The sequence below is a fragment of the Synechococcus sp. HIMB2401 genome (assembly GCF_042883245.1).
Classification (GTDB): domain Bacteria; phylum Cyanobacteriota; class Cyanobacteriia; order PCC-6307; family Cyanobiaceae; genus Parasynechococcus.
In genome coordinates this window covers 782,487-795,658 of record NZ_JBDJKK010000001.1, presented here as the reverse complement: position 1 = coordinate 795,658, position 13,172 = coordinate 782,487, and the positions used below count along the sequence as shown (strand labels likewise).

At 58.2% G+C, this 13,172-nt stretch carries 15 protein-coding genes; 5 read left to right on the top strand and 10 right to left on the bottom strand.

Annotated features, from left to right (window positions below):
- Positions 1 to 588 precede the first annotated feature (588 nt).
- Positions 589 to 726: a hypothetical protein gene (locus AAXE93_RS04910; RefSeq protein WP_390128595.1), complete on the bottom strand. Its 138-nt coding sequence runs from the start codon at positions 724 to 726 to the stop codon at positions 589 to 591.
- 1,830 nt (positions 727 to 2,556) lie between these two features.
- On the opposite strand from AAXE93_RS04910, the gene AAXE93_RS04905 reads away from it, so the two are divergent.
- The gene (locus tag AAXE93_RS04905; RefSeq protein ID WP_390128593.1) at positions 2,557 to 3,909 is read left to right on the top strand and encodes a tetratricopeptide repeat protein; all 1,353 of its coding nucleotides are present in this window, start codon (positions 2,557 to 2,559) and stop codon (positions 3,907 to 3,909) included.
- A gap of 450 nt (positions 3,910 to 4,359) precedes the next feature.
- Here the strand turns inward: AAXE93_RS04905 and AAXE93_RS04900 are convergent, their stop codons facing one another.
- A complete protein-coding gene (locus AAXE93_RS04900) occupies positions 4,360 to 4,596 on the bottom strand; it encodes a hypothetical protein (RefSeq protein ID WP_390128591.1) in 237 nt (78 codons plus the stop codon).
- Between the two features lie 358 nt (positions 4,597 to 4,954).
- Here AAXE93_RS04900 and AAXE93_RS04895 point away from each other — a divergent pair, with 358 nt between their 5' ends.
- Positions 4,955 to 5,146, top strand: a complete 192-nt coding sequence (locus tag AAXE93_RS04895; protein ID WP_390128589.1) for a hypothetical protein — start codon at positions 4,955 to 4,957, stop codon at positions 5,144 to 5,146.
- A 361-nt stretch (positions 5,147 to 5,507) separates the two neighbouring features.
- Here the strand turns inward: AAXE93_RS04895 and AAXE93_RS04890 are convergent, their stop codons facing one another.
- The 5 genes from AAXE93_RS04890 to gloB all read right to left on the bottom strand — a co-directional run bounded on the left by AAXE93_RS04890 (position 5,508) and on the right by gloB (position 7,729).
- The gene (locus AAXE93_RS04890) at positions 5,508 to 5,750 is read right to left on the bottom strand and encodes a hypothetical protein (RefSeq protein ID WP_390128587.1); all 243 of its coding nucleotides are present in this window, start codon (positions 5,748 to 5,750) and stop codon (positions 5,508 to 5,510) included.
- An 18-nt stretch (positions 5,751 to 5,768) separates the two neighbouring features.
- The gene (locus AAXE93_RS04885) at positions 5,769 to 6,062 is read right to left on the bottom strand and encodes a hypothetical protein (protein ID WP_390128585.1); all 294 of its coding nucleotides are present in this window, start codon (positions 6,060 to 6,062) and stop codon (positions 5,769 to 5,771) included.
- A gap of 187 nt (positions 6,063 to 6,249) precedes the next feature.
- Positions 6,250 to 6,477 carry a DUF3136 domain-containing protein gene (locus AAXE93_RS04880; protein ID WP_006850228.1) on the bottom strand — a complete coding sequence of 76 codons (228 nt, stop codon included), beginning with the start codon at positions 6,475 to 6,477 and terminating at the stop codon, positions 6,250 to 6,252.
- Between the two features lie 45 nt (positions 6,478 to 6,522).
- Positions 6,523 to 6,915 (bottom strand): RidA family protein, encoded by a 393-nt coding sequence (locus AAXE93_RS04875; RefSeq protein WP_390128698.1) that lies wholly within the window; start codon positions 6,913 to 6,915, stop codon positions 6,523 to 6,525.
- A 64-nt stretch (positions 6,916 to 6,979) separates the two neighbouring features.
- On the bottom strand, positions 6,980 to 7,729 hold the full coding sequence (gloB, locus tag AAXE93_RS04870) for a hydroxyacylglutathione hydrolase (RefSeq protein WP_390128582.1): 750 nt from the start codon (positions 7,727 to 7,729) through the stop codon (positions 6,980 to 6,982).
- Between the two features lie 40 nt (positions 7,730 to 7,769).
- Here gloB and hisG point away from each other — a divergent pair, with 40 nt between their 5' ends.
- Genes hisG through AAXE93_RS04855 form a run of 3 tightly spaced genes read left to right on the top strand, consistent with a single transcriptional unit; the run spans position 7,770 to position 10,698 of the window.
- Positions 7,770 to 8,420, top strand: a complete 651-nt coding sequence (gene hisG, locus AAXE93_RS04865) for an ATP phosphoribosyltransferase (protein WP_390128580.1) — start codon at positions 7,770 to 7,772, stop codon at positions 8,418 to 8,420.
- Positions 8,420 to 10,198 carry an ABC transporter ATP-binding protein gene (locus tag AAXE93_RS04860; protein ID WP_390128578.1) on the top strand — a complete coding sequence of 593 codons (1,779 nt, stop codon included), beginning with the start codon at positions 8,420 to 8,422 and terminating at the stop codon, positions 10,196 to 10,198. Before hisG ends, AAXE93_RS04860 begins: the two co-directional genes overlap by 1 nt.
- 14 nt (positions 10,199 to 10,212) lie before the next feature.
- Positions 10,213 to 10,698, top strand: a complete 486-nt coding sequence (locus tag AAXE93_RS04855; RefSeq protein ID WP_390128575.1) for a GNAT family N-acetyltransferase — start codon at positions 10,213 to 10,215, stop codon at positions 10,696 to 10,698.
- A gap of 9 nt (positions 10,699 to 10,707) precedes the next feature.
- Here AAXE93_RS04855 and AAXE93_RS04850 read toward each other — a convergent pair whose 3' ends face one another.
- The 3 genes from AAXE93_RS04850 to AAXE93_RS04840 are packed head-to-tail and all read right to left on the bottom strand — an operon-like array spanning position 10,708 to position 13,155.
- Positions 10,708 to 11,397, bottom strand: coding sequence for a TIGR04283 family arsenosugar biosynthesis glycosyltransferase (locus tag AAXE93_RS04850; protein WP_390128572.1), 690 nt, complete (start codon positions 11,395 to 11,397; stop codon positions 10,708 to 10,710).
- Positions 11,385 to 12,026: a TIGR04282 family arsenosugar biosynthesis glycosyltransferase gene (locus AAXE93_RS04845; protein ID WP_390128570.1), complete on the bottom strand. Its 642-nt coding sequence runs from the start codon at positions 12,024 to 12,026 to the stop codon at positions 11,385 to 11,387. The genes AAXE93_RS04850 and AAXE93_RS04845 overlap by 13 nt, the downstream gene beginning before the upstream one ends.
- Position 12,027: 1 nt before the next feature.
- A complete protein-coding gene (locus tag AAXE93_RS04840) occupies positions 12,028 to 13,155 on the bottom strand; it encodes a trypsin-like peptidase domain-containing protein (RefSeq protein WP_390128567.1) in 1,128 nt (375 codons plus the stop codon).
- Positions 13,156 to 13,172 lie beyond the last annotated feature (17 nt).

Sequence of the window (13,172 nt, the reverse complement as noted above, 5' to 3'; positions counted from 1 at the left end):
GGAAGTGATGCACGAGCGCAACGCTCACAACTTCCCCCTCGACCTGGCTGCTGCTGAGTCCACTCCTGTGGCTCTGCAGGCTCCTGCCATCGGTTGATCTGGAATCAACAAACGGTTCAGATCAACTGAATCGGAAAGCCCCCTCCTCGGAGGGGGCTTTTTGTTGTCTTGGCTTTTTGGTGATCTCTGTTTGAGCTTGAGGCGACGTCATCCCTTGTTGATTAGGCAGAGATCGAGGGGCACCTCTTATGACGTAAAGCTGTATTGCAGCTATATTTAGAAAAGTTAAGCAGGCTCAGGAATGGGAGATTTTGTCGCAACTGGTTCGACTGCCTTTCCCCTCGAGCTACTGAGCAGCATCGTTTGTTCTGTCGCTATTGCGATCTATGCACTTGCTCAGCCTGCTGGTAATTCTGACGACGACGATTCGAATAATGGTGGAGGAGGATTGATGCAGCCCGCTGTCTCCGCTGCTGGTGTCAGCTGATTGAGCATAAGTTCAAGGATTTTCAGCAAAAAGCACCGCTGAATCCAGCGGTGCTTTTTGTTTTTTAAATAGGCGTAGGGCGCAAACCCCCTGGACTACCTCTAGGCCTCGATCTTCTTCTTCTTACCAATTCGGATAACAGAAGGACGAAGCGCGCAGGCGAGTGCACGGAACGGCTTGTGCACACCCTCAACAATGAGGCTTCCCATGGCTTGGGCGTTAGCGAGATCGAGCTTCATGACGCTTGAATTGATAGTGCATTTCTACTTCTGAAGTCGTCCTTTGGCCTATTCCCAATTTGGGGACGATTGGCCTGATCTCAAAGAGGAAGGCCGCCCCTCCCAGTTGGAAGAGACGGCCTAGCTCGCTCGTTTGTGCATGGTTCAACCCGTCACTTCAGGAAAGAAAGAGGGTCGAAGCGTCTGGCTGTTGGCAACCCTGGGGCCATTGGGTCCAGGTGTGATGCAGGTCTCCTGCGGGGCACCTACGAACGGTGCAGAGGAGAATCGACTGATCAGACGACCATCAATGTCGTCACAGACGAAGTGCTCACGTTTCGGTTGAAAAGTTGGAGCAGGGGCCAGAAAAGTCAGGCTGCTTCTGCTGTTTGCTCAGGTGGAGTGTCGGCCGTCATGGGCTCCTCCGATCTCGATGGACATACTTTCCACCCGTCAGCGGTTAATGGCTATCCGAGTTAACGCTCATTGCCTTCGAGGCTGAAATCACTGAGATTGCTCTCAACGTGCCTTGCACCGACCACAGCCCTCCGGCAAGAAAGCCTGATCCCAGATTGGGGTATCAGTAGGCGATCAGCAGGTGTTGATTAATCCCATCGGCAGGAGCCGTCACTTCTTCTGTCGGTCGTCGAGCGAAAGCCCTGGGTGCCTGGACGCTTAACCAGGGCGTTCCTCTGCGTAGTTCCTCTCATGCCCCGCTGCTCTGAATCGCTTTAGAACAGGGATGAGGTCAGAGACCGATTAGGACGACAAACCAGGTCTCAACGACCTTCAGGCGGGTTCCCCACCCGCCTTTTAAATGCGCGCTTCTACGGATGGCGGCAGCACTCCAGGGTTGTGAAAGTTCCATCAACCCTCTCTGGAGGGGTGAATGCGTCTTCTTGGGAGGGAGTAGGGAACCCTCCTTTTTTGTGTGTCCCGTGACCCAAGTAGTCGTTCGGTCGTTATGGCGACGTTGTGTTGTCATCCCTCGCGTCATTCTCTAGTTGCTTCCTTTTCGGTGAAAGGGGGCGATGCGTCGAACGCGGGGGTGCTTAGGGAACACCCCCACTTTTTTGGCAGTTTGTAAAAAGTGCCCTCGACGCTTCCTTTGCACCGGTGATGCTGGGCATGGACCACCCGGTTCGACGCATTCATACCCCGATTGGGCGGCATTCCCTGCCGCCCATTTTTTTATCTGCCTTTGAGGCGCTTGTGCTGAGAGTGCCTTCCCTCGTGGATGTATGCCGCAGTCAGATATGGGTTGCGCGAATCTGAGAGGTCACTATTTTTGCTCCAACTTGCCAGTAGAGATCCAGTACAGCTGGGTTTCTGCAATCTCTGAGATCCTCTCTCCCGCAAGCTGTCTCATGAGGGTTGTCCCTCTTCATGGCATGTAGGGGGTCAGGAGTTCGAGTCTCCTTGGCTCCATTCACAAGAAAAGCCAGTGCAGTACTGGCATCTGAGCGGTCCACACGGGCCGCTTTTCTAGTGCAAAACGGCTAAATATCATTTTTAGTGCGCCAAAAGGTGCGCCAAATGGCCGTAAATGATTGCTGGGTCCATAAGTCTGGTATTGCTTATTCAGTTTAAATAATTGTACTTTTGTATTTATTATTTCTCCTGTAATTTTGAGTCAATTTAGCAATCAAGAAGGAGCCCGCAAGTCATAACAAATACCTCGAAATGCTTCAGGCTGATCTGCTGGGATTGGGCAAATGCTTTCTTGTTTAGACGCGCCAATTTTTGCTGCTTGCCTCCATATTCTTGTCGCGGTATAATGTATGTGAGACTTCTTGGTCCAGCATTAGAGATTTAAGATTTTGGAAAATGACATCAAATAGCAAGGAGATTATGGCTGCGGAGTTGATAAAGTTAAATAGGATTGATGATGCAAGAATAATATACCAGGAATTAATCCAGAGCGGCCTGGCTACTTATTTATCATACGCAAATCTTGCGATGATCTACGCGCAAAGAAATCAGGTAAAAAAGTCCTTGCTTTTGGTGCTTAAAGCGTTGCAGATAAATCAAAACTCTTCAGATGCTTACAATACACTCGCAAGTCTTCTCAAAAAGAGAGGGCGCTATCTCGATGCAATTTGTTGCTATAAGGCTGCTATCAAGCTTGATCCTGAATCTTTAGTGTTCTTTAGTAATTTGGGATATGCATATCATGAAAATGGTATGATAGATAACGCTATTAATTCTTACCGTAAAGCGGTTTTATTGAGGCCAGAATGCCCGGATCTCCAGATGGATCTTGCTCTGGCAGAGCTGCTTGCTAGTAATTGTTCTAAAGGCTGGGAAAGATTTGAGTATCGTCTGCAATGTCAGAGGGATTTAGGTATTCCTGAGGCTAAATCTTGTTGGAGTAGATGGACGGGACAGCAATTGCCTTATGGCAAGGAGTTGTTTTTAATTGGTGAACAAGGTCTTGGAGATACGCTGCAATTTATGCGTTATGTATTGCCGCTAAGAATGGCTGGAATTACTACCAGAATCTGCGCAAATGAGCAGCTCCATTCGGTGATCAAGTCATCTGGAATTGATCACGCTCCAGTCACTCCTGGGCAGGTTGAAGGGATGACTGGCATCACCTGGGTGCCATTGCTTTCAGTTCCTGGATTGCTTGGTGTTACACCAAATAATCCAATTGTTGATAAGCCATATATAGTTCCAGATCAAATTCTTCTCAGGAAGTGGCGCGCGATAATGTCTAATGAACGAAGGCCTATCGTAGCTATTAACTGGAAGGGAAATCCCAAGGCCGAAAAAAGTGGAATGCTGTTTGGGAGGTCATTGGATCTTGAATGTTTTGAGGTCCTTGCCAAAACCTTAGACCTAACCCTTGTTTCTCTGCAAAAAGGTGTAAATTCTGATCAGGTTAAATCATGTTCATTCTCAAAAAGATTTGTTGGCTTTCAGTCGCAAGTCGATGAGGCTATGGATCTGGGTGAAACAGCTGCTGTTATTGCCAATTGCGATCTAGTAATAACATGCGACACATCGGTTGCACATCTTTCGGGTGGAATGGGCAAGTTGACGTATTTGCTTTTGCACAAATCTTCTGACTGGCGATGGGGTACCGAAAGTAATCGGACTTTTTGGTACGATTCAGTTCGTTTGTTCAGGCAGCAGGAACTTGGTTCTTGGGAACTGCCAATGCTGAAGGTTGCCTCTGAAATTGTCCATTGCTTTAAATAGCTTCTGCGCTGATGTTAATAAAGTACTCAAATAAATGAATCTTTCTCGATTTTCTTCTCTGCTGATCCATGGCCAGAACCAGCAGAGCTGAGCGCAACAGACGACGTGAATCAGCGTTGGCTCTAGTCAGTCAGGGAAAGGGTTTCAGTGATGTTGTGACCGCAAAGATGTCTCAATGCGGGTGCTCACGTTCATCTGCCCAGCGGGACTCTCGCTGGGCGCATGACCAGCTGCAACTGAGCATTGATTCACACGATGCTCAGCACCTGATGGTCCACATGGCGCCAAGCCTTCAACGCATCTCTCTCAAGGCTGAAGAGGACAAGCAATACGCCCTGCTGTCGGTGCCCAAAAGATGCTCTACGAGCTTCTGCTGCGCCGGAAGATGGACCATGAAGCAGCCAAAGCAAGTCGTCCTGGTTGGGGTTATCGCCACGGCAATACCCGTTCTTAAGCAGCAACGGCAGGTCCGGTTTCAACGTGATGTACGGGCTTCCAATTACGGCAGCCATGGGTGAGGTGTTGTCCTTGTTCCAGCAGTGCCTGCATCAGGGCACAACCAACACAGGTGTGGCAGTGAGCGTCGATTCCGTAGGTGAACCACGCACAGGAAATGCAGACCTCAGCGGTGTAGCTGCGCTGCATTACGCGGTCGTCAGCTTGACCCCATTCCTCCATTGCTTCCATGGCATGCCTGTGAGTACGTCTGTACTACTCCTGGCAGGTAGGCGTCGTCAATAGAAGGTCTGGCGCACTAATTGGCGCACAACAGCGGTATCTGCCGTTGCTTGTTGCTGCTGGGGTCTTTGTTTTGGGCTGTATGACCAACTGCACGAACAGCAGGGGGTCAGAAGTTCGAGTCTCCTTGGCTCCATCCAACAGAAGCCCAGCCTCTGGCTGGGTTTTTTATTGCCAATGCGCGGCGATGATTCCGCTCGATGCCCTGTGTTGGTGCAAAAAGATGAAGCGCTGCAAGCTCTGGGCGCCCACCTGGACAAAGGAGGTGGGCTGGGCACCTGAGGCTGGTTGAGGGCAGGATGGATGGATGGGCAAGACATCCAAGAAATCAAAGAAGGCGAAGAAGCCGAAGCAGACCTGCTCTGTCCTGCTGTGGCATAAGACGTTTATCAAGCGGATCAGACAACGCTTTGGTCTGAGCAAATACCAAATGCTGTGGATCACCTTCGGCAAAGGTCTGCTGATCGGCTACGTCCTGGCATTCCTGGTTCATCGCTGAATGGACTACACCCAGAAGCTCGTGGAGAAACTGGTTGAGAGGCGGATGCGGGTCACTGGAGAGTCGCAGGCGGTAGCCACTGCCAACGTGATGGCAGCTTTCAAGAAGCTGAGGAAAGACAAGGAGTAGCCAGACCCGCTGCAAGCTTTGGGCTCCAGAACCGGGCTAGGTCGGGCTGCACCGTGACGGCATAAGAAAGCCGGGTGCAGTCTCTAATCGCAACCCGGCTGACGCATTCACCTTGATGAAGCTGGTCTTAGCCCGTCCCGTAGAACCTCAGTTATGGCTCAACTGTTCAGCTCGATACATGAGCTGACTCGCGCATTGACTCAGGGCACCGGCGGCACCGTGGGCTGGCTGATCAAAAACCGCGGCCGTCACGCTCCCGCATTTTCAGGCGGAGTTGTTGGTAACGAAGCAAGGCCCGCTCTTCATCCAACTGAGGAAACAACAAACGAGCCTCCTCCAGGCTCGGCGGCTCCAAGAGCCAGTCATCAGAGCGATCCGGGGCCACTTGCTCAGGCTTGCGTTCCCACAGTTGGTGTCCTGGTGCGACCCAGCCAAACCAGCGACGAAAACGATCGAACAGCTCGAGTGGGTGCATCAAATCACCCTAAGGAGATCACGAATCCAAGCGTTGGGATGAGTTCATGGAGTACGGCTTCGGGCGATCTGAAAGAACAGACTCGTTCTGGGGCATCAGGCTCTGCGGTTGCCGCTGCCTCGGATCCTCCCCATTGCGCCAGGGGGTGAACATCAGGAAATTTCCAGCCACCAGTCCTGCCGTCACGATCACTGCGGCAATCTGCTCGAGCTGTTCGATCTCCATCCCTGCATTGTCCCGCGTTCTCCCAGCAGGGGTGTCCCCTGCATCGTCGACGGCTTGGGATTCAGCTCGCTCTGCAGTTCCAGGCAAAGGGCAGCTCCCAGCATCACCGTGACTACGCCTAGTCCCTGGCTCAGCTTGAGTCGCCTTCTGGGCTTGCGGAAAATACAGCGGGTCATACCAGGCCCTTGCTTCTCAGCCTGGTTTATCGCTTGTTTTCAGTTCAAATTGAAGCGTTGGCCACGAGAACGCTGGGAAAACGCTGAGACAACCCGTCTCAATCCTCTTTTGGATTCTCCAGGTCGCGGCGGATCAGGGCCAGCAGGTAGGAGGGCGATTTGTAGCGGGTTGGCAAGCAGCGGTTCAGCGTTTCCAGATGCCCCCAGCAGACGGTGCGCTCAATGTCTTGAACGGTTTTTCCCTGCTGGAGGAGACGCCGCAGCGCCTTGCAATACATCGGATATCCCGCCTCTAATTCACCGATGGTGAGTTTTGCCTGAGGCATAGGACCACTGAAGCCAGTTCCAACCTATGCCCCCGCGGGCCAGGCTCAGCTGCCGAGCCAGGCGACGCAGTCGATTTCCACCCGTGCTCCCTTGGGGAGGGCTGCCACCTGAACGCAGGCGCGAGCTGGGCTGACCCCCTCGCCGAACACCTCGGCATAGATGCCATTCACGGTTGCGAAATCGCCCAGGTCCGCCAGGAACACCGTGGTGCGCACCACCTGAGCCGGGGTGGCGCCAGCTTCTTTCAGCACAGCACAGAGGTTTTTCAGCACCTGATGTGTTTCCGCCGCCACATCACCGTTCCCCACCATCTCGCCGGTGGCTGGATCCAATGGAATCTGCCCGGAGCAATAGAGCCACTCGCCGGCCAGCACTGCCTGGTTGTAAGGCCCAACCGGTGCAGGGGCGTCTTTAGTGGTGATGGCCTTGGTGCTCATGGGTTGGTTCTCAACAGCAGTCATCACGATCATCGCCGTTAGTGATCCCCTGCTTCGCCATCGCTCATGCCGGCCGCCACTGGTCCTTGTGCTGGCGCAGCACGGCCAACTCTGCGGCTGAACCGGCCTGCATGAATAGGTTGGTGCGGCGTTCCATGCCGATGCTGCTGGGCAGGCTGAGCACTCCTTGGGCACGGAGCATCTGCACCTCCCGGTAGCGCTCAGCCAGAGCTGCGTTGCTGGGGCGTTGCTCAACGGCCCATTGCAGGTTGGTCTCGGTGTACTCGTGGGCACAACAAACCCTTGTGGCCTCGGGCAGTTCCGCCAGCTTCTGCAGGGCCTGATGCATCTGTTCAGCGCTGCCTTCAAACAGTCGGCCACAGCCCCCGCTGAACAGGGTGTCTCCGCAGAACAACAGGGGCTCGATTTCGCCGCCCTGTGGGTTCGGGATGAAAAAGGCGATGTGGGCCCGGGTGTGAGCTGCCACATCCAGCACCTCCACCGCGTGCCCAAGAACAGTGATCTGGTCTCCATCCCGCACCGGCATGGTCTGGAACGGAATCCGCTCCCTGTCCTCAGCGGAGGCAATCACCGCAGCCTGGGGCCAGCGTTCCAGCAACTCCGGTGTGCCGCCGATGTGGTCGGCGTGGTGATGGGTCTGCAGCACGGCGGCCAGGCTCAACTGCCGTTCGTCCAGCCACTCGCGCACCGGAGGCGCCACGGCGGGGTCGATCACCACGGCCTCCGCGCCCCTCACCCAGATCCAGATCACGTTGTCCTGGAGCACTGGCAGGGCATGAAGTGAGGAATGCATCGTTAAAGTCCTGCCTGGTTAACCGGTCAGCGCTGGACCCATGATCACCGTCGCGTTGGCCAAAGGAGCGCTGCTCAAAGACTCGGTGGCCCGCTTTGCGGCGGCTGGTCTTGATTTCTCCGCTGTTCTGGACAAGAACAACCGCCAGTTGATGGTGCCCACCCCCTGCGGGCGCGCCCGGGCCTTGCTGGTTCGCAACGGCGATGTGCCCACCTATGTGGCCTACGGCCAGGCTCAGCTGGGGGTGGTGGGTTACGACGTGCTCAAGGAGCATCAACTCCCCGTCGCTCAACTGGTGGACCTGGGCTTTGGCGGCTGCCGCATGGCCGTGGCGGTTCAGGAGAGCAGTGGTTACACCAGGGCTGCTGATCTGCCCGCCCACTGCCGCGTCGCCAGCAAATTCACCCACTGCGCCCGGGAATATTTCGATGCCCTCGACCTCCCCGTTGAGTTGGTTCACCTCAATGGCTCGGTGGAGCTGGGGCCAATCACCGGAATGTCAGAAGCGATTGTCGACCTGGTGGCCACCGGTCGCACCCTGCAGGAGAACGGCCTGATCGCCATCGAAGACCTGTTCCACTCCACAGCTCGACTGGTGGGGCACCCCCTGTCGGTTCGCCTCGACCACGGCCCCTTGGCCTCCATCGTTGATGCGATCCGCGCAGCAACACCCGTCAGGAGCTCCAGCTGATGGGGGCCGTCGCCGACTGGCGCCGGGTCCGTCGTCTGGGCCGTTATCTCGTGCGGGATCGCCGGCGGCTGCTGGTGGCCCTGCTGCTGCTGCTGCCCTTGGCCTTTGCCGGAGCACTGCAGCCCGTTCTGCTCGGCCAGGCCGTCGGCGTCCTGCGCGGAGAGCCCAGTCTTCCCTTCCTTTCGGGGATGAGCCTCTCTGCCTCGATCCGCGTGATCATTGGGCTCTACTTCGTTTCCGTGCTGCTGCGGCTCGGCCTGCAAGGGGTGCAGCAATTCAGCATCCTGGCCGTTGGACAACGGCTCACAGCTCGAATCCGCGACGACCTGTTTGAACATGCGTTGTCGCTGTCCCTGCGGTTTCACGACCGCATGCCGGTGGGCAAGTTGCTCACACGGCTCACCAGCGATGTGGATGCCCTGGCTGAGGTGTTTGGCAGTGGTGCCGTGGGGGTGCTCAATGATCTGGTGAGCCTGCTGGTGCTGGCCTCAACGATGTTGTTAATCGAGTGGAGGCTGGGGCTGCTGCTGTTGTTCACGCAGGTGCCCGTCACCCTGGCCGTGCTTTGGCTGCAGCGCCGTTACCGCAAGGCCAATTACCGCGTGCGTGAAGAGCTTTCCCAGCTCAATGCCGATTTCCAGGAGAACCTCCAGGGCCTCGAGGTGGTTCAGATGTATGGCCGTGAAACAGTGAACAGCGCCCGCTTCATGCGCACCGGCATGCACTACCGCAGCGCTGTGAACGGAACGATCTTTTTCGACAGCAGCATTTCAGCCTTCCTGGAATGGGTGGCTCTGGCCGCCATTGCCCTGGTTCTGGCCCTTGGCGGCTTGATGGTGACCAATGGCGCCATGGGCCTGGGCACCCTCACCACCTTCATTCTGGCCTCCCAACGCCTCTTCGATCCGCTGCGTCAGCTGGCGGAGCGTTTCACCCAGATCCAGGGTGGGCTCACGGCGGTCGAACGCATAGGTGAGTTGATGGAGGAGCCCCTCGAGATCGCTGAGGCTAAGGGGGTTCTCCCCCACGTGGGTGGTGGTGGCGGTGAGGTGATCTTCGAGAACGTGAGCTTCGCCTATCGGCCGGACGATCCGATCCTCCGCAACCTCTCCTTCCGCATCGCCCCCGGAGAACATGTCGCCCTGGTGGGCCCCACGGGGTCGGGCAAAAGCACGATCATCCGCCTGCTCTGCCGCCTGTATGAACCCCAGCAGGGGCGCATCCTTCTGGATGGACGGGACATCCGCACGATCCCGATGGCCAATCTCCGGCGTGAGCTGGGCGTCGTGCTTCAAGACACGTTTCTGTTCAGCGGCAATGTGGCCGACAACCTTCGGCTCAATGCGTCGGTGAGTGATCGAGAGCTGGCTCAGGTCTGTGCTGAGCTTGGTCTCAACGAGCTGTTGGCCAAGCTTCCCAACGGCCTGGAGACGGAGCTGCGCGAGCGGGGCGGCAACCTCTCTTCAGGAGAGCGCCAACTGCTTGCGGTGGCCCGGGTGGCGATCCGCAAGCCAACGGTGTTGGTGATGGATGAAGCTACCGCCTTCATGGACCCTTCAACGGAAGCGACGCTGCAGGCTGATCTTGATCGGCTTCTGCAAAAGCGCACCGCCATCGTCATTGCCCATCGCCTGGCCACGGTGGAAGCCTCGGACCGCATTCTTGTGCTGCGCCGCGGTGAACTGATCGAGCAGGGAACCCATCGCGAGCTAAGGGCCCGTGGCGGGCTCTACGCCCAGCTGGCTGATCTGCAGGAGCGGGGGTTGGCGCGTCTGTGATCGCTCCTCTGCCTATGCCTGCTGATCCTCTGTTGGAGCAGTACGGCCAGAGGGCGCGTCTCTGCCCCTGCGCCAATGACCAGATCACCTTGGTGTTCAGCCAGGAGTACCCCTTCGATCTGGTGGAACTCGAGCAGTTGCTGGAAGCGGTGGGCTGGAGCCGCCGGCCGATTCGCCGGGTGCGCAAAGCCCTCAGCCACAGCCTGCTCAAAGTTGGCCTCTGGCGGCACGACCCACGGGTGCCCCGTCTGGTGGGATTTGCGCGCTGCACCGGGGATGGTGTTTTCGAAGCCACCGTCTGGGACGTGGCCGTGCATCCCCTGTACCAGGGCAATGGTCTGGGCAAGCAGATGATGGCTTATATCCTCGAGGCCCTGGATCAGATGGGAACCGAGCGGGTCAGCCTGTTCGCTGATCCGGGCGTCGTCAGCTTCTATCAGGGCCAGGGCTGGGATCTCGAGCCCCAGGGCCATCGCTGTGCCTTCTGGTACGCCAACTGATCGGATCCTTCAGCGCCGGTAGAGCCGCAACAGCTGCTCCGTTGATCGCCCCTGCCGCCACAGCCAGCGCAGTCGGGCATTGCGCCAGGCCTGCACCAGCACGCTTCGCTTCTGCCAGCGCTCTGCGCTGGTGAGCAGGGCACAGTTCAGTGAACGGAGGGGAGCGACCTGGCTCAGGCGTTCCACCAGGTCCAGGTCTTCCATCAGCGCCAGGGGCCGGTAACCGCCCACGCGTTCATACAGCTGGCGCTGAATCAACAGGCCCTGATCGCCGTAAGGGCGTTGCAGCCAACGGCTGCGCAGGTTCACCATCCGCTCCAGCAGCCACAGCATCGGCCGCCCATGCGCCTCCACCTTGAAGTCGAAGCGCCAGGCGCTGAGTTGGCCCTCCGGGCTGCTCAGAATCGCTCCCAGCTTCTGGTGCCAGGTGTCCGGCAGGCGGCTGTCGGCGTGCAGCACCAGCACCCATGCATGGGAGCTGTGGCCAACGCCCCAGCGCAGCTGTGGACCCCGCCCGGCGGTGGGGCTGTCGAGCACGGTGGCGCCGGCCAGCTGAGCCACCGCCCGGGTGTGATCTCTGCTGCCGCCATCCGAGACGATCACCTCCAACTCCTCCGGCCATCGCTGCAGATCCGCCAGCAGCAGCGGCAGCCTGCTGGCTTCATCCAGGGTTGGAATCACAACGCTCAGCCCTGCCATGGCATCAGATCGCTCCAGTGATCCAGATCATTTCGTTGGGGCACGAGGGCCGATGAGAGCTGCCGCCTGCGCGCCGCCTCCAGCGTTGCCTCCAGCACCCTGGGGCCGCCCCAGGGAATGCCGATCAGCGGCCAGAGCTGCGGGCTGCGGATTAGGGATGCGCCGATCCCCAGCAGCCAGTAGCCCCCATCGGAGGCTGGCCCCAGCACCAGGTCATGCTGCTTCAACCGCTCAACGGCCTGCCTCAAATCATCGGGATTGAGTTCGGGCAGATCCGTGCCGATCACGAGGCAGGGCCTGTTGTGGCGATGGCCGTGCATCAATTGCCGTCGCAATCGGGTGCCGAGTTGCCCCCTCCCCTGCAGCCGCACCTGCCCCAGCCCCAGCTGTTGCCCCCAGCGAGTGGCCGCACGGGGGCCGAGTCCGCTCACCGCCAGCACCGGCTCGATCTCCATGGCGCCGGCGAGGCCCCGCACCACCGCAGCGGTGTGCTGCGTGAGCCGCCCTTGGATCCTTGTGGCGCGTTCGCTGCTGTTGGCCAAGCCCAGCTCATGGTTGAGATCGCGGCTCAAGCGGCGTTTGCATCGGCCCGGTGATGGCCAGCGGGCCATCACAACGATCTGCACCATCTCAATTGTTGCGAGGCAGTTCCCGCGGGCGCACCTGCACGATCAGCTCCCTTCCGTTGCGTTGAAGGGTGAGCTGCATCGGTTCCTCCACCTGGCCGCGGTCCACGGCGAGTTGCACTTCGGTGGGGGTTTGAACGGGGTTGTCTTCCACCTTGAGGATCAGATCGCACTGGCGGATGCCGGCAGCAGCGGCCGGAGTGCCTTTCACCACTTCCTTCACCAACACGCCATTCAGCTCGGGCACCGTGCAGGCGCTGTTGGTGGCGTTGATTTCCCGCGCCAGCTGCGGCGTGAGGTTCATCAGCTGCACGCCGATGAAGGGATGGGAGGCCTGGCCGGTGCTGACGATCTGTTGCGCGATCCGCTTGGCCAGGTTGATCGGAACCGCAAAACTCAAGCCGCCACCTGGGGCCGTGCGGATCGCCGTGTTGATGCCGATCACCTGACCGGCGGCATTGATCAACGGGCCGCCGCTGTTGCCGGGGTTCACCGCTGCATCGGTCTGGATGTAGGGAACCCGCTGGCCGTCACCGATCGCATTGAGGCGGCCGACGGCGCTGATGATGCCGGCCGTCACGGTGTTGTTCAGGCCGAAGGGATTGCCGATGGCAATGGCCCATTCCCCGGGCTTGAGCTGGTCGGAGTTGCCCAGGGCCGCCACCGGCAGGTTGTCGGCCACCACTTTCACCACCGCCACGTCGGTGAGGGGGTCGGTGCCGAGAACCTTGCCCTTGAAATTGCGTCCATCCGGCAGGGTCACCGCCACCTGATCGGCACCACGCACCACGTGCTCATTGGTGAAGATCAGACCGCTGGCCCGGGTGATGAAGCCGGAGCCCTGGCCCTGCTGCCGCTGGCTGGAGGGACCGATCCCAAAAATCCCTCCGAAGGGGTTGGAGATCTCCTTCACCACATCGATGCGCACCACCGCCGGACCGACGCGATCCACCGCCTTCACGATCACGTTGTCCCCCGGTTGCAGAGGCGCGCTGCGGGGCTGATCGTGCACCACCGGTGGCGCCGTCATCGGTGGCTTGGGGGTCAGACCCAGCTGGTCTCTCACCAGGCTGCAACCGTAGAGTGCGCTCCCGGCCAGGGCGATGGCGAGCCAATGCTGGGCGTTGGGCATCAAGACGAGATGTGTGC